Origin of the sequence: Pantoea eucrina, assembly GCF_020079945.1 — a bacterium.
GTDB lineage: Bacteria > Pseudomonadota > Gammaproteobacteria > Enterobacterales > Enterobacteriaceae > Pantoea > Pantoea eucrina.
On record NZ_CP083448.1, the window covers coordinates 1977276 to 1999740 of the forward strand.

Genomic DNA, 22465 nt, shown 5'->3' on the forward strand with positions numbered 1-22465 from the left:
CGTGGTTATCAGACGAGGCTAGCCGATGAAAACCGCCAGTGCAATTGACACCCTGCGCGACCTGGCAGAACAGGATCTGGATGACGCTGTGCTCCATCTGGGCAACATGCGGCGCGGCCAGCAGCAGGCCAATGAGCAGCTCAGCATGCTGCTGGACTATCTGGATGAGTATCGCAACAAGCTCAATCAGGATATGTCCGGCGGTATTACCAGCATGCGCTGGAGTAACTATCACCAGTTTATCCAGACGCTGGAAAAAGCGATTGACCAGCATCGCCAGCAGCTGAGCCAGTGGGATCAGCGTACTGAACAGGCGCTGGGCAGCTGGCGGGAAAAGCACAAGAAACTCAATGCCTATCAGATGCTGATTACCCGCGCTGAGGAGAGTGCATTGCGTCAGGAAAACCGTCTCGATCAGAAACGAATGGATGAATTTGCCCAACGGGCCGCACTGAGGAAAAGCGAATGACTACGCTGCAAGCCCTGCTTACGCATACTGCAAAAGTCGCTAAAACAGCTGCCGCAACTGATGCAGCGCCAGAGAGCCAGGCAATGGGTGACGGCCTGCCGTCCCACTTTATCACCGAGCTGGGAAATCAGCTGCTGGCGCTGGCTAAACAGCAGGGAAAACTGCAGCCGGGTGAAACCCGTGACGCAGGCGACGTTGCCGGTAATGACGATAAAGCGTCACTGAGTAACCTGCTGCAGGCACTGGACAAACCAGACGCTTTAAATGCACTTTTCCAGCCGGCGGGATCTAAAGCCGGGCTTAAATCCGCCGATGATAGTGATGAACATGCCGTAACGCCGTTAAGCGCCAGCGACTTACAGAATGTGCAGGCGCTGTTTGCCATGCTGCCGGCGATGGTGGAAAACCGGCCGCCGCTGGCTTCGGGCACGCCGCCACAGGCAGCAACTGATGCAGCCGCAGGCACGCCGCTGAACGCAGCGCTGAGCGGTGCGCTGCTGACGGGCAGCGCACCGGCAACTGAGCAGGCAGAGGCGGCGACACCACACACCCGCAGTCAGGATACGTCAGCGCTTACCGCGCGCGCTGATGGCCTGGCCGCCGGCAGCCACGGCAGCACGGCGCCCGCCAGCAGCGCTGCACTGACGCTGGATGAGAGTTTCCGGCAGATGCTGGGGGGACTCAGTAAAAGCGATGAGCGGCAGGCGCTGTCAGTCGGGCAGGAACAGCCAGCAGCCCATCTCAGCGCTATGTTCAGCAGCAGCGCGCCGGTTAATACCGCCAGCGCCAGCCTGCAGGGCACCCCGTCAACGCCGATGCTGAATGCGCAGCTTGGCAGTCAGGAGTGGCAGCAGGCGCTGGGGCAGCAGATTGTAATGTTCAGCCGCAACGGGCAGCAGAATGCTGAACTGCGGCTGCATCCGGAGGATTTAGGCGCGCTGCAGATCAGCCTCACCATGGATAAGGACCAGGCGCAGCTGACGCTGGTCTCAGGCCACAGCCATGTCAGGGCGGCGCTGGAAGCTGCCCTGCCGCAGCTGCGCAGTGCCCTGGCGGAGAGCGGCATCAACCTGGGCCAGAGCCAGGTGAGCAGCGACGCATTTGCCCAGAGCCAGCAGCAGCACGCCGGACAGCAGGAGAATCAGCGCGATGGTCAGTATGGCCGCTTTACTCAGGCGCTGGAGAGTGACAGTGAGATAACGCCTGTGGCCGTTCCGGCGGCCCTGCAGGCGCGCGCCGCCGGCAGCGGTGGCGTCGATATTTTTGCCTGACAGCAGCTAAACGCTGAAGGTAAGCGTAAAACCCGCGTCTTTTCTTCCCATTGTTTGACTTAAGACGCGGGATAATCTGTTCAGGCAAGCCGAGAGGCTTGCCCATAATTCACAGGAAGTACTGCAAACATGTCTGATAACGCGAAAGCAAAAGGCCGCAAACGTTCATTACTGATTCCGGTGTTACTGATTGTAACGCTGGCCGCTTGCAGCGTAGCAGGCTATGCAGTCTGGCGAATGATGAATAAACACGAGGGTGACAAACCGGAAGCCGCGAAAGTTGAGCCACCGCCCGCCCCCGTCTTTTTTGCAATGGATACGTTTACGGTTAACCTGGTCAATCCTGACAACGATCCCGATCGCGTGCTGTACGTAGGCTTTACCCTGCGTCTGCCGGATGAGGATACCCGTCGCCGGTTGAACGATTACCTGCCGGAAGTGCGCAGCCGTCTGCTGCTGCTGCTGTCGCGTCAGAACGCGGCGCAGCTGGCAACCGAACAGGGCAAACAGGCCCTGGTCGGACAGATTAAACAGGTGATGGCGCCGCCGCTGGTAACCGGACAACCTGCACAGGTGGTCAGTGATGTGCTGTTTACCGCCTTCATTTTGAGGTGATTTAATGGGCGATAGCATTCTCTCCCAGGCTGAAATTGACGCGCTGCTTAACGGCGACAGTGACAGCGCGGAAGTAGAGAAAATTTCCACCGGGAGCGATGGCGACATTCGCCCTTACGACCCCAATACCCAGCGTCGTGTGGTACGTGAGCGGCTGCAGGCGCTGGAGATCATCAATGAACGTTTTGCGCGCCATTTTCGTATGGCGCTGTTTAACCTGCTGCGCCGCAGCCCGGATATCAGCGTAGGGGCGATAAAAATTCAGCCCTACCACGAGTTTGCCCGCAATCTGCCGGTGCCAACCAACCTGAACCTGATCCATCTGCAGCCGCTGCGCGGCACGGCGCTGGTCGTGTTCTCGCCAAGCCTGGTGTTTATCGCCGTGGATAACCTGTTTGGTGGCGACGGGCGCTTTCCGACCAAAGTTGAGGGGCGCGAGTTTACCCATACTGAACAGCGCGTGATCCGCCGCATGCTGAAGCTGGCGCTGGATGGCTACAGCGACGCGTGGAAAGCGATCTACCCGCTGGAAGTGGAGTATGTCCGTTCAGAGATGCAGGTGAAGTTTACCAACATCACCACCTCACCTAACGATATTGTCGTTAACACCCCTTTTCAGGTGGAGATTGGCAACCTGGTCGGTGAGTTTAACATCTGTATTCCGTTTTCCATGATTGAGCCGCTGCGCGAGCTGCTGGTCAATCCACCGCTGGAGAACTCCCGCCAGGAGGATACGCACTGGCGCGATAATCTGGTGAAGCAGGTGCAGCACTCTGAGCTGGAGCTGATTGCACATTTTGCCGAAACCTCAATGCGCCTGTCGCGCATTTTGCAGCTTAAACCCGGCGATGTACTGCCAATTGAAAAGCCGGATCGCATCATTGCCCATGTGGATGGCGTTCCGGTGCTGACCAGCCAGTACGGCATGCTGAATGGCCAGTATGCGCTGCGCGTTGAACATCTGATTAACCCGATTTTGAATTCGCTGAATGAGGAACAGCCCAATGAGTGACAGCAAAAACCCGTCCGACGATATCTCCGCGGACGATCTGTGGGCTGAAGCAATGAACGAGCAGACCAGCAGCGGCAGCGCACCGGCCGCCAGTGAAAACGTGTTTAAAGCGTTTGAGAGTGCTGGCGCCAGCGGTGCCATGCAGGATATCGATCTGATCATGGATATCCCGGTCAAACTCACCGTTGAACTGGGCCGTACCAAAATGACGATCAAAGAGCTGCTGCGTCTGACGCAGGGTTCTGTGGTGTCGCTGGATGGTCTCGCCGGTGAACCGCTGGATATTCTGATCAACGGCTATCTGATTGCGCAGGGTGAAGTCGTGGTCGTGAATGATAAATATGGCGTGCGTATCACCGATATCATTACGCCTTCTGAACGCATGCGTCGTCTGAGCCGCTGATCATGCAAAACAGCGCACAAACCCTGCAGCCAGCGCACGCGCAGCCGGTGGTCTCCACCGGCTCCGTAGTGAGTCAGGTCGGCACTATGCTGGCGGTGATTGTTCTGCTGATTCTGGCCTGCGGCTGGCTGGCGAAGCGCATGGGCTTTGCGCCAAAAACGGTTAATGCACAGGCGCTGAAAGTCAGCGCCAGCGTACAGGTCGGGCGTCAGGAGCGGGTGGTGATCGTTGAAACCGCCGATGCGCGCCTGGTGCTGGGGGTAACAGCGCAGCAGATCACCCATCTGCACTCGCTGCCGCCGCTGCCGCCTGAAGAACACCCGCAGGCTCAGCCTGTACCGCAGGATTTTCGTCAGATCCTCCACAACCTGGTTAAACGTCCCGGAAAACCTTAATGATGCGTCGATTACTCTCTCTGCTGCCGCTGCTGATGCTGCTGGCACCGGCTGCGCACGCGCAGTTGCCTGGTCTGGTCAGCCAGCCGCTGGCTAATGGCGGGCAGAGCTGGTCGCTGCCGGTACAGACGCTGGTGTTTATCACCTCGCTGACCTTTATCCCGGCCGTACTGCTGATGATGACCAGCTTTACACGCATCATTATTGTATTTGGCCTGCTGCGTAACGCGCTGGGTACCCCTTCGGCCCCGCCTAATCAGGTGATGCTCGGCCTGGCGCTGTTCCTGACCTTTTTCATCATGGCGCCCACGTTCGATAAAATCTACGCGGATGCCTACCTGCCCTTCAGTCAGGACAAAATCAGTATGGAAGTGGCGCTGGATAAAGGTGCCCAGCCGCTGCGTGAGTTTATGCTGCGCCAGACGCGCGAAGCCGATCTGGCCCTGTTTGCCCGCCTGGCCAATACCGCGCCTATCGACGGCCCGGAAGCGGTACCGATGCGTATTCTGCTGCCGGCGTACGTGACCAGCGAGCTGAAAACCGCATTCCAGATTGGCTTTACGGTCTTTATCCCTTTTCTGATTATCGACCTGGTGGTCGCCAGTGTACTGATGGCATTAGGTATGATGATGGTACCGCCGGCGACGATTGCGCTGCCGTTTAAGCTGATGCTGTTTGTGCTGGTCGACGGCTGGCAGCTGCTGGTGGGGTCGCTGGCCCAAAGCTTTTATTCCTGACCCTTCATTAATCTTTCCCTGACAGGAGCACAGTATGACCCCGGAATCGGTAATGGTAATGGGCCAGGAGGCGATGCGCGTCGCGCTGATGATGGCGGCTCCGCTACTGCTGGTCGCGATGGTAAGCGGGCTTATCATCAGTATTCTGCAGGCGGCAACGCAGATTAACGAACAGACGCTCTCTTTTATTCCCAAGATTCTGGCGGTGGCGGCTACCGGCGTAATCGCAGGACCGTGGATGCTGAATCTGATGCTGGATTACATTCGCACTCTGTTCAGCAACCTGCCTTATATCATTGGCTGATGGTTACCCTCGACAGCAGTCAGCTTATCCACTGGGTGGCGCAGTTTTTCTGGCCGATGGCGCGCCTGCTGGCGCTGTTTGCCAGCGCGCCGGTGCTGAACGAGCGCAATATACCCAAGCGGGTAAAGGTGGCGCTTGCGTTTGTGATCACCTGGATTTTGCTGCCGCTGTTGCCACCGGTCGACGTTACCCTGTTCTCACCTGCCGGTTTCTGGATGCTGATCCAGCAGCTGCTGATTGGTGCCGGTATCGGTCTGACCATGCAACTGGCGTTTTCAGCCGTAAAGCTGGCGGGTGAAATCATTGGTTTACAGATGGGATTATCTTTCGCTACGCTGCTGGACCCGAACACGCGGGTTAACATGCCGCTGCTGGCGCGTTTTCTCGATATGCTGGCGATGCTGCTGTTTCTGACCTTTAACGGACATCTGTGGCTGATCTCACTGCTGGCAGACAGTTTTCAGACCTTGCCCGTCAGTGCAGAGCCGCTGAGTGCTGATGCCTTTATAGGACTGGTCAAAGGTGCCGGGCTAATTTTCCTTAATGGCATGATGTTAGCGCTGCCCTTAATCATTTTGCTCCTCACGCTAAACCTGGCACTGGGTTTGTTAAACCGTGTTTCACCTCAACTGTCGGTTTTCGCTATCGGCTTTCCTGTGACCTTAACGGTCGGTATCCTCTCTATGGGTATGCTGATGCCGCTTCTTGCCCCATTCTGCGAACATCTGTTCAGCGAAGTCTTTGATTTACTCGCCCGATTTGCCTCAGAACTTTCCCCTGCACGTTAGTTAACGATACTGTTACCATTCTGAAGTGATAGTTAAGCAGTCAAAATCATTCCGTATACTTTTCAAACCATTTTTTTCAGAAATCAACTGAGGAAAATCTGATAAATCGATATTTATCGTGAAAAACATTCTTATTAAACGGTCCGTGGAGTATTTTAGTCAGACGATTCTTAAGGTGGTTTCCCTGACGAATCGGTTGGCAAAATGCTCAAAGGTATGTTTTTAAACAAAAAAAATTTAAAAGCGATTTTTCTTGTCTAATTTCCCTTTTTCCGGCATTGTCAACACTCGCTGAAGCGTCACACTTTCGCGAAACAAATGTTTTTAAGATTTGTCCTATCAGAATTGCCTGTAACATGCGCGATAGTGACACAGCTCTCAAAAACAGGGCGGAAGGTATACTTAAAGCAAATTCCTGGTGATTCCCGCTATCGCCGGGGAAAGAATGACGTGGATGGAACACAAAAAACTTCGCAGAACGGGTCAGGGAAGAGTCATGATGGCGCAGGGATATAATTTGCCAGACTGCAAAGCAGAATAAAAAAGTGTCTTTGAAAATTTCTCTCGTACCGCAAACGCGTATTCATCGTTGATTTAAACGGATAACAAATTGGTGAGGGTCGCTATAATGCCAACGATTATTATGGATTCATGTAACTACACACGCCTGGGACTGTCGGACTATATGTCGGCAAAAGGAGTTAAAAAGAAAAACATTACTGCAGCCACGGATATCGAACAGCTACAACAAAAATGCGAGCAATTAAAACCTGGCGTAGTATTTATTAACGAAGATTGCTTTATTCACGAAGCCGATTCCAGCGATCGCATTCGTGCTATTATCACACAGCACCCGGATACTCTTTTCTTTATCTTTATGGCGATCTCAAATATCCATTTTGAGGAATATCTCTACGTTCGTAAGAACCTGATTATTACATCAAAATCGATCAAGACATCGACTCTGGATTCACTGCTGGGTACTTACCTGCAAAAGAAACTCAATGCGTCACCGCGTATTTCCGCCGGGATGGACATTCATCCACTGACGCTGAGCCAGACCGAATCAAATATGCTGAAAATGTGGATGTCAGGCCATGACACCATTCAGATTTCAGACAAAATGCAGATTAAGGCTAAAACCGTTTCGTCACATAAAGGCAATATTAAGCGTAAAATCAAAACGCATAATAAACAGGTTATCTATCATGTAGTACGTCTGACAGATAATGTAACCTCCGGCATTTATGTTAACGTGCGATAAGCTGTCTGCTACATAATTTATGCTGCCACAGGGCTGGTCTGATGACCAGCCCTGTTGTTTTTTAACGCTTTTGCGATCGCGATCCCATATTCTCACCTAAGCCTTTCCCCTGCCCTGCCGATGTTTGCTTTCAGAACCCTTACCACTATGAGAGCAAGGAAATGAAAACAGCATCGATCGATGTAGATAATAAGCTCAGCCTCTGGCAAAACCTGCGCCTGATGCCGCTATTCAGCGTGATATTCGGCGGCATTCTGCTGCTTTTTGCCCTGTGTATTGGTCTCGCCAGCTATTTTCTCATTCAGAGTAATAATTCGCTGAACGATGCCACCGAAGAGATTCAGGTGCGCATGGGCATTTCCAACAGCTCTAACCATCTGCGCACTGCCCGCCTTAATATACTGCAGGCGGGCGCGGCAACGCGTATTGGCGAGATGGATAGCTATCGCGCCGATCTGGCGCGGACAGAAACGCGCATTAAACAGGCGCGTGAAGGATTTACGCTTTATATGGCGCGCGATGTTAAAACGCCCGCCGATCTGGCCCTGGATGCGCCGCTGACCGCCAGCTTCAATCAATATATCGATAAAGGCGTGAAGCCGATGATTGAGTCAGCGCGTCAGGGTAGCTTCGAAGGCATTGTGGCACAGGAGACCGATGTCACCCGTAAACTGGATGACGCCTATAACGCGCTGCTGCTGAAGGCCATTAAAATCCGTACCGAGCGGGCCGAGGCGATTAACGCCGGGGCAGCTCACCAGGCGCGCCTCGGCTTTATCGCCATGGCAGCGGCGTTTGCGGCTGCATTAGTGCTGGTCGGGCTGACCTTTATTTTTCTGCGGCGGATCATTATTAATCCTCTGCGCCAGTCGGTGGTCCGCATTGAGCGAATTGCCCGGGGTGATTTGACCGCCGCCGATGTGCCGTGCGGGCGTAACGAAATCGGCATGCTGTTGCATAATCTGCAGCTGATGCAGGCCGCGCTGGTACGCACCGTGGGCAGCGTGCGCGAAGGGGCGGAGGCTATTTATCAGGGAACCAGCGAAATCTCCGCCGGGAACACCGACCTCTCTTCCCGCACCGAGCAGCAGGCATCAGCACTGGAACAGACCGCGGCCAGTATGGAACAGCTCACCGCAACGGTGAAGCAGAATGCGGAAAATGCCCATCACGCCAGTCAGCTGGCGGCTGACGCCTCTGACAAAGCGCGCAACGGTGGCGATCTGGTCAGCGGCGTAGTGAAAACCATGAACAACATCTCCGGCAGCTCGAAAAAAATTGCTGAAATCACCAACGTGATTAACAGCATCGCTTTTCAGACAAATATTCTGGCGCTGAACGCTGCGGTAGAAGCTGCCCGGGCGGGAGAACAGGGCCGCGGTTTCGCCGTTGTCGCCAGCGAAGTACGCAGCCTGGCACAGCGCAGCGCTCAGGCGGCGAAAGAGATCGAAACGCTGATTGCCGAGTCGGTCGCGCTGATTGGTGACGGATCGCATCAGGTGGGCGAAGCGGGAACCACCATGAGTGACATCGTTGAAGCCGTACGGCGCGTTACCGATATTATGGCAGAGATCGCCGCAGCCTCAGATGAGCAGAGCCGCGGTATCCAGCAGGTCAGCCTGGCGGTGACGGAAATGGATAACGTGACGCAGCAAAACGCCTCGCTGGTTGAAGAAGCCTCTTCTGCAGCGGCCTCGCTGGAAGATCAGGCGGGTAAACTGACGCAGGCGGTGGCGGCATTCCGCCTCAGCGACAGCGCTTACGCCACAACGAAAGTTGCGGCGCCGGTCCACGCGGCGCCAGCGGCTCAGCGCACGGTGCGTCCGGCACTGGCGGTATCAGGCAGCGATAACTGGGAGACCTTCTGACAGCACGCGCCCCGCTGAAGCGTCAGACGGGGCGCGCGGTTTGGTTTGCTCAGCCGGTGCTTTCAGGCTCAACAAATACGCCTTCGGCGTGGTCGCTTTCGTTAAAAAACCAGATGCCCAGCGGATAATCCTCCAGCGCCACCAGATACATGGTCCCTTCGTTAAACGGCTCCACCGCCAGCAGTTTACCTGCGCGGCGCGGGCCGCCGTCTGTTTTCACCGTTACGCGTTCACCTGCCTGCATTGCGACCTCTCAGCGACTGTTTTGCGCCAGTGTACCGTAAACAGGCGGCGAAATAGTGATCGCGATCAGCGACGGGCGATAACCCAGACAGCGTGGACGATGCCGGGAATATAGCCACACAGCGTCAGCAGAATGTTCAGCCAGAACGCTCCGCCAAAACCTACCTGCATGAATACGCCCAGCGGTGGCAGCAAAATAGCGATAATAATGCGCAGCAAATCCATACTAACTCCTTGTTATCAATAATAATCAAACAGCGTTAAGCATAGCTGCTTCTGGTAAAAACAGGAGCGACGTCAGGTAAAGAACTGTCAAAAGCCGCTTTTTCACTCTCTTAACGTTTTGCAGCGAGAACCCTGACGGAGAAAACGCCTATCATCATTTCGCTGCATCAACCCCAAAGAAGCAGCCAACCTAAAAGTAACAAGGATTTTTGCCCGCGCAGCGCGGGCTTTTTTTTTGCCTGTCGCGCTGCGCGCGTATGCGCGTATGCGCGTGCCGCACTATACTCAAGACTCACCCTGGCTTTACGGAGTCCCCGTATGCGTGCAGAAGAAACCCGCCCTCGCTCCCTTCCGGCAGGCAATCCGGAACAGGAAAAAGAGCGCGACCCGGAGTGGTTTGATTCATCGGGTAAAACCGTGGATCAGGCGCGCTGCCTTTCTGAACAGTGCGAAGTGGATATTCACGATTGCAGCTTTTGCGAAGCGAATCGCTGAGAGTGATTTAAAAAAAACCCGGCTCAGGCCGGGTTAAATTTATCAATGGATTCGTTACACCAGGAAACGGTAATGCCGTTTCAGATTACGCTCACTGTGTATGAAGGCAACCGGCATTTGTGCATATAAAGTGCAGAAATATGCATATCTTCTGGCGTTAAACCGGCCAGAGAGCCGCGCCGTCTGCGCTTCACCCTGCACACTTCATGCACCGGTAGCCGGCGTCGCGCTGCCTTTTAAGATTATTCCTGGTTGTCGCGTTCGGTACGCCGGAAAAACGTGCAATCGTCATAACGCTATTATACTGATTACTCTCTGCTTTACTCACCTCTGTGGTGTAAGGAGTATGACGATGATTGATCCCGATTCCCCCCTGCTGGTGGTAACCGACCTGGACGGCTCGCTGCTGGATCACCACGATTACAACTGGGAAGCTGCCCGCCCGTGGCTGGACTATTTTGCCGCACGCCAGATCCCGGTAGTGCTCTGCTCCAGTAAAACCGCTGCAGAGATTATCCCGCTGCAGAAGCGCCTGGGTTTAGGCGGAGCGCCGTTTATCGCTGAAAATGGTGCCCGCATCAGCTTTGGCGACGACGTTACGGTTAATGATGAGCCAGGCGCTGACTATCTGGCGCTGTGCGACATGCTGGCCGCGCTGAAAACGGAATTTCGCTTTACCGGTTTTCACGATCTCAGTGACAGCGACGTGGCGAGCTTTACCGGTCTGGCGCTGAGTGACGCCCGGCTAAGCCGCCTGCGGGACGCCTCGGAGGTGATTTTGTGGCGCGACGAGAGCGATAAGCTGGAGGCATTTCGCGCCGCGCTGGCCCGGCATCAGCTTGCGCTGACGCAGGGCGGCCGCTTCTGGCACGTGATGCCGGAAAACTGCGGCAAAGGTATCGCGCTGACGCAGCTGCAGCAGCAGCTGATGCAGCAGGATGGCGTAAGCCGGATAACGCTGGGTCTGGGTGACGGCCCCAATGATATCCCGATGCTGGAGCAGGCGGACTACGCGGTCATTATCAAAGGTTTCAGCAAGTCGCCGGTTACACTCAGCCGTACCGATAGCGACCATATCTATCGCACAGCGCAAACCGGACCGGAAGGCTGGAGCGAAGGCATAGAACACTTTCTGGCCCCCCATAAGCCGTAATCAGAGGATGAGACGATGAGTGATTTTTATCAGAATGGCGTGATTACGAATTTCCATAACCTCACCCATCGCCGCGTGGAGTCGCTGGAAAAAGAGATGGTGCAGTTTGCCCGCCGGCGCAAGATGGGCCTGATCCTGCCCTCGCTGTTCTCCGAACTGGAGGGCCCGGCGCTGGATAATATTGTTAATGAACTGGCGCAGGTGCCCTATCTGGAAGAGATTGTGATTGGTCTCGATCGAGCCGATCGCGATCAGTTTCTGTTTGCCCGCGACTTCTTCTCACGCCTGCCCCAGCGGCACCGCATTCTGTGGAATGACGGGCCGCGCCTGAAAGCGATTGATGCAGAGCTGGATAAAGAGGGTCTCTCACCCAGCCAGCCGGGCAAAGGACGCAACGTCTGGTTCTGTACCGGTTACACCCTGGCGTCCGATCGCACCCAGTGCGTGGCGCTGCACGACTGCGACATTGTGACCTATGAGCGCGGCATGCTGGCGCGTCTGCTCTATCCGCTGGCCAACCCGGCGTTTCAGTATGAGTTTTGCAAAGGGTTTTATGCGCGCGTCGCGGATGGCAAGCTCAATGGCCGCGTCGGCCGTCTGCTGGTCGGACCGATGCTGCGTTCGCTGCAGCAGGTGTATGGCCACTCCGAGTATCTCGACTACCTCAGCAGCTTTCGCTATCCCCTCTCCGGCGAGTTTGCCATGCGCACCCATGTGCTTAACGGCATTAAGATCCCTGGCGACTGGGGGCTGGAGATCGGCGTGCTGTCTGAGATCTATCGCAACTATACGACCCGACAGAGCTGTCAGGTCGAGATCGCCGATCACTATGACCACAAGCATCAGCCGCTGGCCGAAGAGGATGGTACCGGGGGGCTGAAGCGCATGAGCAGCGATATTGTCCAGTCGCTGCTGCGCAAGCTGGCGACCATGGGCGTGCCGCTGACCAGCGATTCGTTTCGCGTGCTGAAGGCGACTTATTACCGTAACGCGCTGGATATGATGGAGATCTACCGGCATGAAGCAACCATGAACGGCCTGTCGTTCGATCAGCACAAAGAGGAAGCGGCGGTGGAGATGTTTACCCAGGCCATTCTCGACGCCGGTCAGTCGTTTATTGAACGCCCCAACGATAAGCCCTTTATTCCGAGCTGGAGTCGCGTTCAGTCGGCGTTTCCGGATATTCTGCAGCGGATTTATCAGGCGGTGGAAGAAGATAACGAGGGAAAAGTGTAACGGGATACGGGACGGCGAAACCGTCCCGATCAGATTCAGCTGGCGAGCCGGGATTCCGTAGTCATGTGACTCAGTTCATCACTATGGAATGCCTCGCGGCGCACGCTATAGCCATCATACCAACGACACTCAACCATTCCGCTGGCATAGCCGGTTACCACCATCGTGGGTCCGCCCTGTTTGTGCTGAACTTCATCACTCACTGCAAAGGTCATACCGCGCCCTCCCTTTTACCGTTGATTGAACGCTTAAAGGTATAGCAGCCGGACAGACAATTTGCCTATAGGATAATGTTATTAGTGTGATAAAAGAGGAATAAGCAGTGCAAAATCTGGTTCATAAACAAAGCCGGTAATGTTTATTACCGGCTTTGAAATTTTTAGCTGCGACCGTCAGATTTTGCAGCCTTCGCACTCAGCATCATCACTGAGTTCAGCCGGCACTTCGCTGGCTTTTTCCGCCGCTTTCGCTTCAGCCTGTTCCAGCTGGGCATCGATATCAAATTCAAACATATCGTCGTTCATCATCACTCTCCTGAAAATTAGTGTGCCGCGCGTTATATCGCATTGCCAGAGATAAGCGGTAAGCGGCTTGTGCGCCGCTTACCGCGCTGGCCTGTTATGCCGACTTACCGCGAACTTTGGCGATCAGGTTAACCACCAGCAGCACAATCGCGCCGACGATAAACCCAAGCACCAGATTGGCCCCGTTGCTCAGCAGGCCGGAAACCAGACCGTTAAAGCCGCTGCTGTACTCGCTGATAGCGTGATGCAGCGGCGTGATACCATGCACAATAATGCCACCGCCCACCAGAAACATCGCCAGCGTGCCGACGACGGTAAGAATTTTCATCAGCCACGGCGCCATCGCCAGCAGAAAACCGCCCACCGCCTGCGCCAGTGAAGAGGACTTTTCCCGCAGCCAGTAGCCGAGGTCATCGATCTTTACAATCATCGCCACAATGCCATAAACACCGATGGTCACCAGAATGGCGATACCGGCGAGGATCAGCACCTGGTTAAGCAGCGGCGCCTCTGAAACGATGCCCAGCGTAATCGCCACGATCTCCGCCGAAAGAATAAAGTCAGTGCGTACCGCACCTTTGACCTTGCTCTTTTCATACGCGCGCGGATCCTGCTGTGCCAGGCTGTCGAGCCGCTGCTGACGCGCTTCCGGGCTCTTTTCCTCTTTATCGTGCTGCAGGCTGTGTAACACCTTTTCCACCCCTTCATAGCAGAGGTAGGCGCCTCCCAGCATCAGCAACGGCGTGATAAGCCAGGGAGCAAACGCTGAAATCACCAGCGCCAGCGGCACCAGGATCAGCTTATTCAGAAATGAGCCTTTCGCAACGCCCCAGACCACCGGCAATTCGCGATTGGCTTTGACGCCCGTGACCTGCTGCGCATTAAGCGACAAATCGTCGCCCAGCACGCCAGCGGTTTTTTTTGCCGCAACCTTGCCCATGACTGAAATGTCATCCAGCAGCGTTGCAATATCATCCAGAAGCGTAAGTAAACTGGTTCCTGCCAAAATGGTAATCCTTATTCCGGTTAGTGTTCCTGACAACAGGGGCAGCGCTCAACCCACGTCACCGACATGTCGGCGATGCCCTCACAGTCCCATTCAACGCGTAACGTTTTTCCCTGCGTATCCGCTGCGTGCAGATATTTACTCACCGGACTTTCGGTCATGCCGCTGATCTCCTCTGTGGCAATCAGCCGATCGTCGAGCCAGATGCGTGCCGTGGCCTGTGTCGCCACCAGCCGCTCGTCACGCAGCTGATAGAGCCGTCTGACCGTCAGTTTAATACTGCTCATGGTAGTGCTCCGCGTCCCAGAGAAAAACGTGATCTAAACGATTATTGCCGCGAAAAGCAATCATCGCCGGCTAGAGCGGATGGTAATGATGCAATCCCTGATGATCCAGCTCCGCGCTCTGCCCGGCGGCCAGCAGCCACTCCTCAAGGCGCTCAATCAGCTGATTGTCATTCAGCCGCAGCTTACCGCGCAGCGCGCACTCCCAGACAATCAGAACCTTCCAGCCGGTCTCCTGCAGCTGCTGCACATAGCGCCGGTCACGCTCAACGTTACTGTTGATTTTGCCGTTCCAGAAACTGGTGCGCGTGGCGGGCATTTTAAACAGATAGCAGTGATGACGATGCCAGAAACAGCCGTGCACAAAGATAATGGCCTGCTGCTCAGGCAGCACGAAATCGGGCCGCCCCGGCAGCGCTTTATCCTGCACGCGAAAGCTGAAGCCGCGATCTTTCAATATCGCGGCCACGCGCTGTTCAATCGCCGTATCCTGATTGCGGATCGCGCGCATATTTTTACTGCGGATCTCTTGTGAGTGAACGTCAGCCATGCCGTTTCCTTTTCCTGCGGGCCTATTCAACTTTAGCGTTTTACGGCAAAAGCGAAAGCGGCGGCGTAAAAGAGTGCGGCACGGCGCGCAGCGCCACACGACGCGCTAATTTCAACCCTGACAGATGAGTGGTAGCATAGCCGCTCAACTGTTAAGGAAAAACGCATGCTCGCTCCCGATCCCGCCGCACCGGCTACCCCCTCTTCATTAACCGCTGCGCAGGATGATTTAGCGCTGTTACTGCAGGTACTGGATATCTACGCGGCGCGCGATGTGATGCAGACCCTCAACGCCGCCGGCACAGGCCACTGGAGCGTGGCGAAGCTGAACCGTCTGCGCAGTGGCAAAGCCGCGTCGGCAATGCTTCTGCCGTCTGAGATCGCCAGCCTGCGTGCCCTGCTGCCATCGCGACCGGCCCACTATGATAGGCCCGCCTTTCAGTTTATCGATCTCTTTGCCGGTATCGGCGGCATCCGGCGCGGCTTTGAGCAGGCCGGCGGCGAGTGCGTTTTTACCAGCGAATGGAATAAAGAGGCGGTCCGCACCTATAAAGCGAACCACTACTGCGATCCGCTGCGCCACCGGTTCAATACCGATATTCGTCTCGTCACGCAGCCAGCCGGCCTCACTGAGGAGGCGGCTATCTATCAGCATATCGATCGCGCTATCCCCGATCACCAGGTGCTGCTGGCCGGCTTTCCCTGTCAGCCTTTTTCACTGGCGGGCGTCAGTAAAAAGAACGCGCTCGGCCGGGCGCACGGCTTTGAGTGTGAGGCGCAGGGCACGCTGTTTTTTGACGTGGCGCGCATTCTCGCGGCTAAAAAGCCCGCGTTTTTTGTGCTGGAAAATGTCAAGAATCTGAAGAGCCACGATAAGGGCCGCACCTTCGCCATTATTATGGCAACGCTGGATGAGCTGGGTTATGACGTGGCGGATGCGGATGATAAAGGCACACCGGACGCCAAAGTGATCGACGCGCGCTATTTTCTGCCGCAGCACCGTGAGCGCATTGTGCTGGTGGGCATCCGGCGCGATAGCGGCGTTAAGCAGCCCTTTTCACTGCGCGCGTTGCCGGCGCTCTATCCGCCGCAGGTGCCGCCACTGCAGAGTTTGCTGGACGCAGATCCGGGTGAAAAATATACCCTGTCGCCAACGCTCTGGCACTACCTCTATCGCTATGCGCAAAAGCACAAGGCGAAGGGCAACGGCTTTGGCTTTGGCCTGAACGATCCGCAGAATCCGCACTGCTGCGTGCGCACGCTTTCAGCGCGCTACTACAAAGATGGCTCGGAGATCCTGATCGATCGCGGCTGGGATCGCGCGCTGGGTGAACAGAACTTTACCGCTGCTGAGAACATGGCGCGGCGACCGCGCCGGCTGAGCCCGCGCGAGTGCGCGCGCCTGATGGGGTTTGAAGCGCCGGGTGAAGCGCGGTTCCGCATCCCGGTCTCCGATACCCAGGCCTATCGTCAGTTTGGCAATTCCGTGGTGGTGCCGGTATTTGCTGCGGTAGCGAAATTACTGCTGCCGCTGATTGAATACTACAGGCTGAACGCGCCAGAGCAGGCTAATAGCTGATCGCGCATAAGAAATAGCTCACCCGCCGGGCGGCGGGTGGCAGAGATTACTTCTTCTTCTTGCTCTTTTTCAGTAGCGCACGGATCTGGCGCAGTTCCGTAGCGCTTAACCGGTCGTCCGGCGTCTCATCGGAGTGCAGATTATCTACCGCCGTCTCCTGCTGCAGGGCACTCTGCAGGCTCGCCTGCAGCCGGTTAACAATCTCCTGACTCATTGAAAGCTGATTGTCAGCAGCCAGCTGCTTAATCTCCTCTTTCAGTGCCGGATCAATTTTAATCGTAATGTTCACGGTTTCAGTCATTTCCACACTCCCTGCTATTTTTTTCACAAACGTAGCGGAAGATGAGGCCAGTTAACAGTCTGTCATAAAAATTTAATATTCCTGTAACGTGCAGCAGAAGTCGCGCAGCACGGATTCATCAACCCCCGCCAGGTTCCCCTGCAGCTCCGCACAGAGTTTGGCCATATAGTGCACCAGAAAATCGGCGTTATATTCAGCCAGACGACGTCCCGCTGCCGTTTGCATGGTTTCAGGCAGGCGCAGCAGCTTTTTCTGAAAGTGATCCAGTGTCCACTTCACATCGTCGAGCTCGCGATCGCGCCCCAGCGGATCGTCACTGTCAAACAGCGGCCGGCCCAGTGCGCCAGCCGTGTAGAATACGCGTGCCAGTCCGATAGCCCCCAGCGACTCCAGACGATCGGCATCCTGCACAATTTTTGCTTCTGCGGTCAGCGGCGTAATGGCAGCACTAAAACTGTGCGCCTGCACCGCGTGCGCCACGCTATCTATAAGTTCAGCGGGAAAATCGGGAAAATCCTGCTGCAGAATACGGCGCGTCTCTTCAGCGGCAAACGTAGAGGCAAGATGACGCTGCGGATGGTTCTTCGGCAGATTCACCACGTCGTGAAAGTAGCTGGCGGTCAGTACCACCATGGCATCGGCAGGCGTCTCCTGCATGATACGCGCCGCGCTCATCCAGACCCGACGCAGATGCCCTGTGTCGTGCGCCTTATCGTCATGCTGCCAGTTCAGCCGCAGCCAGTGTTCATAACGTTGTTGCCAGTGTGTAATGGACATGATGCTTCTCCTGTTATGACATGTGGTGCGCGGCGGGAGCTCTTCAGACTCAGCCCTATCTTAGCGGGCAGGTCATGACACTTTTCTTACAGCATTTTTGGGGTGAGAGGGAAAAATCTGCGATCCTGATCATGTTATAGCGTTGTTAAGCCCGCTTGCCCAGTAGCCTTTTTGTTTTCAGCTTTTCCTTATGACGTTTCACTATCGTCAGATTTAGTTAACATAGTTTATGTGTCGCGCTTAACCGCGATGCCAGTGCGCGGGGAATTTAAGCGGTCACTCCTCGCTGACAGATAGCCAGTTATTAGCGGAGAAAAAGGTGAAATAGTCTGAAAATATTTCTATTTTGGCCGTTATAACGTACTGTATAGGGGAAATTTCCGCATTTCGCCGGTACGTTAAGCGATCTGCACCCCACTTTTTGCCTGGATGTTTTTTTAATACCGGAACAGGAAGGGAACGCCTGATTATCAGGTGACAAATTATTAAGCAAATTTGTTTGAAACCTTTATGCTAAGGGTCTCGTCCTGTACAGGATGTAACGTCAACGCTTTCCGGGTTCGTGATATAACAAGAGGTAAAAAATGAAAGAACGGCCGATTCTTTTTTCCGAACAGCGGGTTCGCGCCCTGCTGGTTGGTCAGCAAACACAGACCCGACGCATTATGAAAACGCAGGCATTTGGTCCAGGACAGGACCACCATGAAGGCGTTCATGCGTTTGATGTCAGTGCGAATCATCTTCACGGCTACAAACTGATGTCGATGTCCGATATCAGCGCGCACTGTCCCTTCGGGCAGGTTGGCGATCGCCTGTGGGTGCGCGAAACCTGGCGCGGCCCGATTGTGCCGGAAGCGCAGCTGGCAGAGTACGATCGCGATCCCCAGCTATTTCGCCATCCCGACTTCTGCCAGTATCGTGCTGACAGCAACGAGTTTGGTCAGCTGGAGGACGATCTGCAGGACGCGGAGCAGTTTGGCTGGCAGACGGCCATTCACATGCCGCGCTGGGCAAGCCGCATCGATCTGACCATCACCGCGATCCGGGCTGAAAAAATCCAGGATATCAGCGAGGATGACATCATGGCAGAGGGCGTTCAGACGGACTCGCACTTCCTGAACAACTTCTTTACCATGAATATGAATTCAGAGTCGCCCAAAGAGGCGTATCGCAAAGCGTGGCAAAAACAGTATGGCGCGACCAGCTGGGAGGTTAACCCCTGGGTCTGGGTCATTGAATTTGAGCGCGTTCTGCGCGAAAGCCGATCGCTCTGAGCGAGCGCCCTGCGCCTCTTCTGCCCACCGGAAGAGGCGCTTACGCCCCACCCCGCTTATTTTTGCTTTTCACTTTGCAAGCGCAATCACAGACACCGTCCCGGCTAACAGGTTGAATAACGGGTTTGACGTCTGGCACATTCTGTCCCGTCGGCACTCCTTCTCTCCTTCTACAGGCGCTGCGATGTTTAAATGGTCCCGGAACGCGCATAAATCCGATGCTGTCGCTGAACTGCCCTGGACGCAGGCGCTGCGGCAGCCAGTGTTTTCTCTGCTTAATCATGACGAGCACGCCGTTCTGATCGGCATGGCGCAGCGCTTTCTGCAGCAGAAAAAATTTGTCCTGCTGCAGGGCACTGAACTGGATGCGCTGCACAGCGCCCGTCTGGCGCTGCTGTTTTGCCTGCCGGTGCTGAAGCTGGGCGTGGAGTGGCTGGATGGCTTTCACGACGTGCTTATCTATCCTGAACCCTTTGCGGTTGATGATCGCTGGGAAGATGAGAGCGGGCTGGTGCATCAGGCGCCCGCTGTACACGCCGGGCAGAGCTGGACGCAGGGGCCGGTGGTGCTCAACGCGCTGGATATTTCCGACGCGTTCGATCTCTCAGGCTATAACCTGGTGATCCATGAAGTGGCGCATAAGCTGGACGCGCGCGGCAGCGGCTACACCAGCGGCATCCCCGCTATTCCGCTGCGCGAGGTCGCTGGCTGGGAGAAAGATTTGCTGCAGGTGATGCAGGAAATTGACGATGAAGTGGCACTCGCGGGTGAAGAGGCCGCGACCTTTGATCCCTACGCAGCCAGCGATCCGGCCGAATGTTTTGCTGTGCTGTCAGAATATTTCTTCACTGCGCCCGACCTGCTCCTTCAGCGCTTTCCGGCGATGTATCGACACCTGCAGCTGTTTTACCGTCAGGATCCTGCTGCCCGGCTTGCGACGCTGGCGGCGGAATCTGCCTGATCCCTGCGCGGGCTGTATCTTTGCTAGCCAGTTGAATGCAATTGTGTTTTAAGCTGTTGACAGGCTCGTCCGGGGCCACTACTATTCGCCTCGTTCACACGATTCCTCTGTAGTTCAGTCGGTAGAACGGCGGACTGTTAATCCGTATGTCACTGGTTCGAGTCCAGTCAGAGGAGCCAGAATTAGAAAAGCCCGCTCAGGGAAACCTGAGCGGGCTTTTTGCTGTCTGCGCCGGCGTTAAATCACCGCTACCCCGCCGGTTACGGCAATGGTTGCCCCTGAGATATAGCTGGCTTCGTCGCTGGCCAGCATGACATAAGAAGAGGCCAGCTCAGCGGGCTGCCCCATACGCTGCAGCGGCACCTGGCTGCCAAAACTTTCGATCTGCTGCGGCGGCATAGTGGCCGGGATCAGCGGCGTCCAGATAGGTCCCGGTGCGACCGCGTTGGCACGAATGCCCTTATCCGCCAGCAGCGCGGCAAGGCTGCCGGAAAAGTTAATGATGGCGGCTTTGGTGGCCGAGTAGGCAATCAGTTTTGGTTTTGGCTGATCGGCGTTGACTGACGCGGTGTTAATAATGGAGCTGCCGGCTGGCATATGCGGTACCGCGGCTTTACAGATGTAGAACATCGCATAGAGATTGGTTTTCATCGTGCGGTCAAACTCATCATCATCAATCTCATCCAGCGAGTCGCGCGTCATCTGGAAAGCGGCGTTGTTGACCACAATATCAATTTTGCCAAAACGGTCCGCCGTCTGCGCCACGATGCTGCGGCAGTGTTCCGCCTGCATAATATCACCCGCGATCAGCAGCGCCTGCTGCCCGGCAGCTTCCACCAGCTGCGCGGTATCTTTTGCATCTTCGTGTTCATCCAGGTAGGAGATGACCACGTCGGCGCCTTCACGGGCGTAAGCGATGGCCACTGCGCGGCCAATACCGGAGTCGCCGCCGGTGATAATCGCGGTTTTGCCTTTCAGCCGGCCGCTGCCCTGATAGCTGGTTTCGCCGTGATCGGGCACCGGCTGCATCTCGCGAAAGCTGCCGGGCCACTGCTGCTGCTGCGCCTGTTGCGGATTTTCTGGACGATCGGTCATAACACGTTCCTTTTTCAGCGAAGGGTAATCTGGCTCAGGTGAACAGCATCAAGTGTAGCAGCCATAACCAGAATGCAAGGCGGAGTGATAAGCGTAACGGCTTGAGAGATAAGCCTATTTCTGCAAAAAACGGCCTTTTCGCAGGGTATCAGGCAGCGGCAGATGCTGACAAAATCAGCAGGTTGCTGCAGGAAGCAGCAAACAACCGGCGGGCGCTAAATCACGTTTTGACAGCCGCAGGAGAGTTGATTATTATGCGCGCCGAAACACAATTCCTCTGTAGTTCAGTCGGTAGAACGGCGGACTGTTAATCCGTATGTCACTGGTTCGAGTCCAGTCAGAGGAGCCAGATTAAAAAAGCCAGATGTCAGCTGACATCTGGCTTTTTGCTTTCCGGCGGTGCGCGGCGGGTCAGAATTCCACGACCACATTGCCTTTCGGCACGCTGCAGCAGGAGAGGATATAGCCCTCTTCGGCATCCTCGTCGGTAATGCCGCCGTTGTGGTTCATCTCAACCTCACCTTCCAGGCACTTCACCTTGCAGGTGCCGCAGATCCCCATGCCGCACGCTTTCGGGATATGCAGGCCCAGCTTGGCAGCGGCGGCGTGAACGGTTTCACCCGGCGCAATTTTCACGCTCTTATCACTCTGCGTAAACGCCACGGTCAGCAGCTCGGAACTGCAGAGTGCGTCGGCCAGTTCGGCCGCCTCTTCCGCCTCCTGCACCACCTGCTCCTGTACCACCTCCGGCGTGGCACCAAACGACTCTTCATGGTAGTGCGCCATATCGTAGCCGACGTTTTCCAGAATCGCTTTCACCGCGCGCATATAGGGCGTCGGTCCGCAGCAGAAGATCTCCCGCTCCATAAAATCAGGCGCGATCATCTGCAGCATGGCGTGGTTCAGAAAGCCGCGAAAGCCTGCCCAGTATTGTCCTGATTCATAGCGTTCGCAGATGATGCTCAGTTTGAAGTTAGGAATACGCGCCGTCATATTCTCCAGATCGCGGCGGAAAATAATATCTTCCGGCGTGCGGGCGCTGTGCACAAACACCATGTCTACATCAGCGTTAGTGTCAAAATACCAGCGCGCCATCGACATCATCGGCGTAATGCCAACGCCGCCGGAGAGAAACAGCGCCTTATCGCCGGGATAATCGATGCAGTTAAACTGCCCTACCGGGCCGTGCACCGCCAGATCCATGCCTTCGCGCATATTCGCGTGCAGCCAGTTAGATACCACGCCGCCCGGCACCTGTTTTACCGTGATCGAAAAGCTATACGGCACCGAGGGAGAGCTGGAGATGGTGTAGGAGCGAAACACGGTCTGCTCCTCAATCATCAGCTCCAGCGTGACAAACTGCCCCGGCTTAAAGAAGAACATCACCGGCTGCTCCGCCATAAAGCAGAAGGTTTTCACGTCCCAGGTTTCCTGTATGACCTTAACGCACCGCACCGCATGACGGCCATTGGTCCAGGTCTGCGTGGTGACAGGCTCAAAAGCATTGGTATTCAGTACCGTGATATTTCTCTCTGTCATACATTTCATTCCCGTCAGGATTGGAGTGATCAATTGCCTGTATCGACGCATGGATAACCACAGGCTTTTGAGCCAGAAACTGCGATTCTCCGTGTAAC

28 protein-coding genes and 2 tRNA genes are annotated in these 22465 nt (G+C 55.5%); 19 read left to right on the forward strand and 11 right to left on the reverse strand.

Translation table 11 applies throughout. From position 1 onward, the window contains the following. Nucleotides 1-25: 25 nt before the first annotated feature. The 11 genes from fliJ (at nt 26) to LAC65_RS09425 (ending at nt 9126) form a co-directional block, all read left to right on the forward strand. Nucleotides 26-469 carry a flagellar export protein FliJ gene (gene fliJ / locus LAC65_RS09375; RefSeq protein WP_039385135.1) on the forward strand — a complete coding sequence of 148 codons (444 nt, stop codon included), beginning with the start codon at nt 26-28 and terminating at the stop codon, nt 467-469. Further along, entirely contained in the window at nt 466-1740 is a 1275-nt protein-coding gene (locus LAC65_RS09380; protein WP_039385138.1) for a flagellar hook-length control protein FliK, read from the forward strand. Before fliJ ends, LAC65_RS09380 begins: the two co-directional genes overlap by 4 nt. A 129-nt stretch (nt 1741-1869) precedes the next feature. Further along, complete coding sequence (gene fliL, locus LAC65_RS09385) at nt 1870-2355, forward strand: flagellar basal body-associated protein FliL (protein ID WP_039385141.1); 486 nt, start codon at nt 1870-1872, stop codon at nt 2353-2355. A 4-nt stretch (nt 2356-2359) separates the two neighbouring features. Continuing rightward, nucleotides 2360-3367, forward strand: coding sequence for a flagellar motor switch protein FliM (gene fliM / locus LAC65_RS09390; protein WP_039385143.1), 1008 nt, complete (start codon nt 2360-2362; stop codon nt 3365-3367). After that, nucleotides 3360-3770: a flagellar motor switch protein FliN gene (gene fliN / locus LAC65_RS09395; RefSeq protein WP_039385146.1), complete on the forward strand. Its 411-nt coding sequence runs from the start codon at nt 3360-3362 to the stop codon at nt 3768-3770. Before fliM ends, fliN begins: the two co-directional genes overlap by 8 nt. Before the next feature lie 2 nt (nt 3771-3772). Next, a complete protein-coding gene (gene fliO / locus LAC65_RS09400) occupies nt 3773-4165 on the forward strand; it encodes a flagellar biosynthetic protein FliO (protein ID WP_039385149.1) in 393 nt (130 codons plus the stop codon). A gap of 2 nt (nt 4166-4167) precedes the next feature. Next, a complete protein-coding gene (gene fliP, locus LAC65_RS09405) occupies nt 4168-4902 on the forward strand; it encodes a flagellar type III secretion system pore protein FliP (RefSeq protein ID WP_039385989.1) in 735 nt (244 codons plus the stop codon). Nucleotides 4903-4936: 34 nt separating this feature from the next. Beyond that, nucleotides 4937-5206: a flagellar biosynthesis protein FliQ gene (gene fliQ / locus LAC65_RS09410; protein ID WP_039385151.1), complete on the forward strand. Its 270-nt coding sequence runs from the start codon at nt 4937-4939 to the stop codon at nt 5204-5206. Then, nucleotides 5206-5994: a flagellar biosynthetic protein FliR gene (fliR, locus tag LAC65_RS09415; RefSeq protein ID WP_039385154.1), complete on the forward strand. Its 789-nt coding sequence runs from the start codon at nt 5206-5208 to the stop codon at nt 5992-5994. Before fliQ ends, fliR begins: the two co-directional genes overlap by 1 nt. A 628-nt stretch (nt 5995-6622) precedes the next feature. Next, nucleotides 6623-7258: a transcriptional regulator RcsA gene (gene rcsA, locus LAC65_RS09420; protein ID WP_039385157.1), complete on the forward strand. Its 636-nt coding sequence runs from the start codon at nt 6623-6625 to the stop codon at nt 7256-7258. Nucleotides 7259-7419: 161 nt separating this feature from the next. Then, complete coding sequence (locus tag LAC65_RS09425) at nt 7420-9126, forward strand: methyl-accepting chemotaxis protein (RefSeq protein ID WP_039385160.1); 1707 nt, start codon at nt 7420-7422, stop codon at nt 9124-9126. A 49-nt stretch (nt 9127-9175) separates the two neighbouring features. Here LAC65_RS09425 and dsrB read toward each other — a convergent pair whose 3' ends face one another. Both dsrB and LAC65_RS09435 read right to left on the reverse strand, forming a co-directional pair. Further along, nucleotides 9176-9370, reverse strand: a complete 195-nt coding sequence (gene dsrB / locus LAC65_RS09430) for a protein DsrB (RefSeq protein ID WP_039385162.1) — start codon at nt 9368-9370, stop codon at nt 9176-9178. Nucleotides 9371-9435: 65 nt separating this feature from the next. Continuing rightward, nucleotides 9436-9594 carry a YqaE/Pmp3 family membrane protein gene (locus tag LAC65_RS09435; protein WP_039385165.1) on the reverse strand — a complete coding sequence of 53 codons (159 nt, stop codon included), beginning with the start codon at nt 9592-9594 and terminating at the stop codon, nt 9436-9438. Between the two features lie 318 nt (nt 9595-9912). Here LAC65_RS09435 and LAC65_RS09440 point away from each other — a divergent pair, with 318 nt between their 5' ends. From LAC65_RS09440 to LAC65_RS09450, 3 genes are all read left to right on the forward strand, one after another. Further along, a complete protein-coding gene (locus LAC65_RS09440; protein ID WP_158086433.1) occupies nt 9913-10089 on the forward strand; it encodes a hypothetical protein in 177 nt (58 codons plus the stop codon). Nucleotides 10090-10441: 352 nt separating this feature from the next. Beyond that, nucleotides 10442-11242 carry a mannosyl-3-phosphoglycerate phosphatase-related protein gene (locus LAC65_RS09445; RefSeq protein WP_039385168.1) on the forward strand — a complete coding sequence of 267 codons (801 nt, stop codon included), beginning with the start codon at nt 10442-10444 and terminating at the stop codon, nt 11240-11242. 15 nt (nt 11243-11257) lie between these two features. Further along, on the forward strand, nt 11258-12478 hold the full coding sequence (locus LAC65_RS09450) for a glycosyltransferase family protein (RefSeq protein WP_039385170.1): 1221 nt from the start codon (nt 11258-11260) through the stop codon (nt 12476-12478). A 35-nt stretch (nt 12479-12513) separates the two neighbouring features. Here LAC65_RS09450 and LAC65_RS09455 read toward each other — a convergent pair whose 3' ends face one another. The 5 genes from LAC65_RS09455 to LAC65_RS09470 form a co-directional block, all read right to left on the reverse strand. Further along, nucleotides 12514-12693, reverse strand: coding sequence for a YodC family protein (locus tag LAC65_RS09455; protein ID WP_039385173.1), 180 nt, complete (start codon nt 12691-12693; stop codon nt 12514-12516). A gap of 177 nt (nt 12694-12870) precedes the next feature. Continuing rightward, a complete protein-coding gene (locus LAC65_RS18215) occupies nt 12871-13005 on the reverse strand; it encodes a hypothetical protein (protein ID WP_255402073.1) in 135 nt (44 codons plus the stop codon). A 91-nt stretch (nt 13006-13096) separates the two neighbouring features. After that, the gene (locus LAC65_RS09460) at nt 13097-14008 is read right to left on the reverse strand and encodes a DUF808 domain-containing protein (RefSeq protein ID WP_039385175.1); all 912 of its coding nucleotides are present in this window, start codon (nt 14006-14008) and stop codon (nt 13097-13099) included. Between the two features lie 20 nt (nt 14009-14028). Continuing rightward, entirely contained in the window at nt 14029-14295 is a 267-nt protein-coding gene (locus LAC65_RS09465) for a hypothetical protein (RefSeq protein ID WP_039385177.1), read from the reverse strand. Between the two features lie 70 nt (nt 14296-14365). Further along, nucleotides 14366-14842 carry a very short patch repair endonuclease gene (locus tag LAC65_RS09470; RefSeq protein ID WP_039385180.1) on the reverse strand — a complete coding sequence of 159 codons (477 nt, stop codon included), beginning with the start codon at nt 14840-14842 and terminating at the stop codon, nt 14366-14368. A gap of 165 nt (nt 14843-15007) precedes the next feature. Between LAC65_RS09470 and dcm the strand changes: the two genes are divergently transcribed. Then, nucleotides 15008-16420 (forward strand): DNA (cytosine-5-)-methyltransferase, encoded by a 1413-nt coding sequence (gene dcm, locus LAC65_RS09475; RefSeq protein ID WP_039385183.1) that lies wholly within the window; start codon nt 15008-15010, stop codon nt 16418-16420. A gap of 46 nt (nt 16421-16466) precedes the next feature. Here the strand turns inward: dcm and LAC65_RS09480 are convergent, their stop codons facing one another. Then, nucleotides 16467-16721 (reverse strand): hypothetical protein, encoded by a 255-nt coding sequence (locus tag LAC65_RS09480; protein ID WP_039385185.1) that lies wholly within the window; start codon nt 16719-16721, stop codon nt 16467-16469. Nucleotides 16722-16793: 72 nt separating this feature from the next. Next, nucleotides 16794-17498 (reverse strand): phosphohydrolase, encoded by a 705-nt coding sequence (locus tag LAC65_RS09485; protein WP_039385186.1) that lies wholly within the window; start codon nt 17496-17498, stop codon nt 16794-16796. A 584-nt stretch (nt 17499-18082) separates the two neighbouring features. On the opposite strand from LAC65_RS09485, the gene LAC65_RS09490 reads away from it, so the two are divergent. The 3 genes from LAC65_RS09490 to LAC65_RS09500 all read left to right on the forward strand — a co-directional run bounded on the left by LAC65_RS09490 (nt 18083) and on the right by LAC65_RS09500 (nt 19912). Beyond that, nucleotides 18083-18772, forward strand: a complete 690-nt coding sequence (locus LAC65_RS09490) for an ASCH domain-containing protein (protein ID WP_039385187.1) — start codon at nt 18083-18085, stop codon at nt 18770-18772. Between the two features lie 184 nt (nt 18773-18956). Further along, nucleotides 18957-19733, forward strand: a complete 777-nt coding sequence (mtfA, locus tag LAC65_RS09495) for a DgsA anti-repressor MtfA (protein WP_039385190.1) — start codon at nt 18957-18959, stop codon at nt 19731-19733. A 103-nt stretch (nt 19734-19836) separates the two neighbouring features. Continuing rightward, nucleotides 19837-19912, forward strand: a tRNA-Asn gene (locus tag LAC65_RS09500). Nucleotides 19913-19970: 58 nt separating this feature from the next. Here LAC65_RS09500 and LAC65_RS09505 read toward each other — a convergent pair. Further along, complete coding sequence (locus LAC65_RS09505; protein ID WP_039385193.1) at nt 19971-20828, reverse strand: glucose 1-dehydrogenase; 858 nt, start codon at nt 20826-20828, stop codon at nt 19971-19973. A 273-nt stretch (nt 20829-21101) separates the two neighbouring features. Between LAC65_RS09505 and LAC65_RS09510 the strand changes: the two genes are divergently transcribed. Beyond that, a tRNA-Asn gene (locus LAC65_RS09510) sits at nt 21102-21177 on the forward strand. A 62-nt stretch (nt 21178-21239) separates the two neighbouring features. On the opposite strand, the gene LAC65_RS09515 is transcribed toward LAC65_RS09510, so the two are convergent. Beyond that, complete coding sequence (locus LAC65_RS09515) at nt 21240-22367, reverse strand: FAD-binding oxidoreductase (protein ID WP_276524728.1); 1128 nt, start codon at nt 22365-22367, stop codon at nt 21240-21242. Nucleotides 22368-22465: the final 98 nt, after the last annotated feature.

Coding starts and splice junctions, on each gene's coding strand:
- LAC65_RS09465 (WP_039385177.1), bottom strand. CDS start 14,295: ATGAGCAGTATTAAACTGACGGTCAGACGGCTCTATCAGCTGCGTGAC.
- LAC65_RS09380 (WP_039385138.1), top strand. CDS start 466: ATGACTACGCTGCAAGCCCTGCTTACGCATACTGCAAAAGTCGCTAAA.
- mtfA (WP_039385190.1), top strand. CDS start 18,957: ATGTTTAAATGGTCCCGGAACGCGCATAAATCCGATGCTGTCGCTGAA.
- fliP (WP_039385989.1), top strand. CDS start 4,168: ATGCGTCGATTACTCTCTCTGCTGCCGCTGCTGATGCTGCTGGCACCG.
- LAC65_RS09455 (WP_039385173.1), bottom strand. CDS start 12,693: ATGACCTTTGCAGTGAGTGATGAAGTTCAGCACAAACAGGGCGGACCC.
- LAC65_RS18215 (WP_255402073.1), bottom strand. CDS start 13,005: ATGATGAACGACGATATGTTTGAATTTGATATCGATGCCCAGCTGGAA.
- fliN (WP_039385146.1), top strand. CDS start 3,360: ATGAGTGACAGCAAAAACCCGTCCGACGATATCTCCGCGGACGATCTG.
- LAC65_RS09480 (WP_039385185.1), bottom strand. CDS start 16,721: ATGACTGAAACCGTGAACATTACGATTAAAATTGATCCGGCACTGAAA.
- fliQ (WP_039385151.1), top strand. CDS start 4,937: ATGACCCCGGAATCGGTAATGGTAATGGGCCAGGAGGCGATGCGCGTC.
- fliJ (WP_039385135.1), top strand. CDS start 26: ATGAAAACCGCCAGTGCAATTGACACCCTGCGCGACCTGGCAGAACAG.
- dcm (WP_039385183.1), top strand. CDS start 15,008: ATGCTCGCTCCCGATCCCGCCGCACCGGCTACCCCCTCTTCATTAACC.
- LAC65_RS09485 (WP_039385186.1), bottom strand. CDS start 17,498: ATGTCCATTACACACTGGCAACAACGTTATGAACACTGGCTGCGGCTG.
- dsrB (WP_039385162.1), bottom strand. CDS start 9,370: ATGCAGGCAGGTGAACGCGTAACGGTGAAAACAGACGGCGGCCCGCGC.
- LAC65_RS09470 (WP_039385180.1), bottom strand. CDS start 14,842: ATGGCTGACGTTCACTCACAAGAGATCCGCAGTAAAAATATGCGCGCG.
- LAC65_RS09435 (WP_039385165.1), bottom strand. CDS start 9,594: ATGGATTTGCTGCGCATTATTATCGCTATTTTGCTGCCACCGCTGGGC.
- fliL (WP_039385141.1), top strand. CDS start 1,870: ATGTCTGATAACGCGAAAGCAAAAGGCCGCAAACGTTCATTACTGATT.
- LAC65_RS09425 (WP_039385160.1), top strand. CDS start 7,420: ATGAAAACAGCATCGATCGATGTAGATAATAAGCTCAGCCTCTGGCAA.
- fliO (WP_039385149.1), top strand. CDS start 3,773: ATGCAAAACAGCGCACAAACCCTGCAGCCAGCGCACGCGCAGCCGGTG.
- LAC65_RS09450 (WP_039385170.1), top strand. CDS start 11,258: ATGAGTGATTTTTATCAGAATGGCGTGATTACGAATTTCCATAACCTC.
- LAC65_RS09505 (WP_039385193.1), bottom strand. CDS start 20,828: ATGACCGATCGTCCAGAAAATCCGCAACAGGCGCAGCAGCAGCAGTGG.
- fliR (WP_039385154.1), top strand. CDS start 5,206: ATGGTTACCCTCGACAGCAGTCAGCTTATCCACTGGGTGGCGCAGTTT.
- LAC65_RS09445 (WP_039385168.1), top strand. CDS start 10,442: ATGATTGATCCCGATTCCCCCCTGCTGGTGGTAACCGACCTGGACGGC.
- fliM (WP_039385143.1), top strand. CDS start 2,360: ATGGGCGATAGCATTCTCTCCCAGGCTGAAATTGACGCGCTGCTTAAC.
- rcsA (WP_039385157.1), top strand. CDS start 6,623: ATGCCAACGATTATTATGGATTCATGTAACTACACACGCCTGGGACTG.
- LAC65_RS09490 (WP_039385187.1), top strand. CDS start 18,083: ATGAAAGAACGGCCGATTCTTTTTTCCGAACAGCGGGTTCGCGCCCTG.
- LAC65_RS09515 (WP_276524728.1), bottom strand. CDS start 22,367: ATGACAGAGAGAAATATCACGGTACTGAATACCAATGCTTTTGAGCCT.
- LAC65_RS09440 (WP_158086433.1), top strand. CDS start 9,913: ATGCGTGCAGAAGAAACCCGCCCTCGCTCCCTTCCGGCAGGCAATCCG.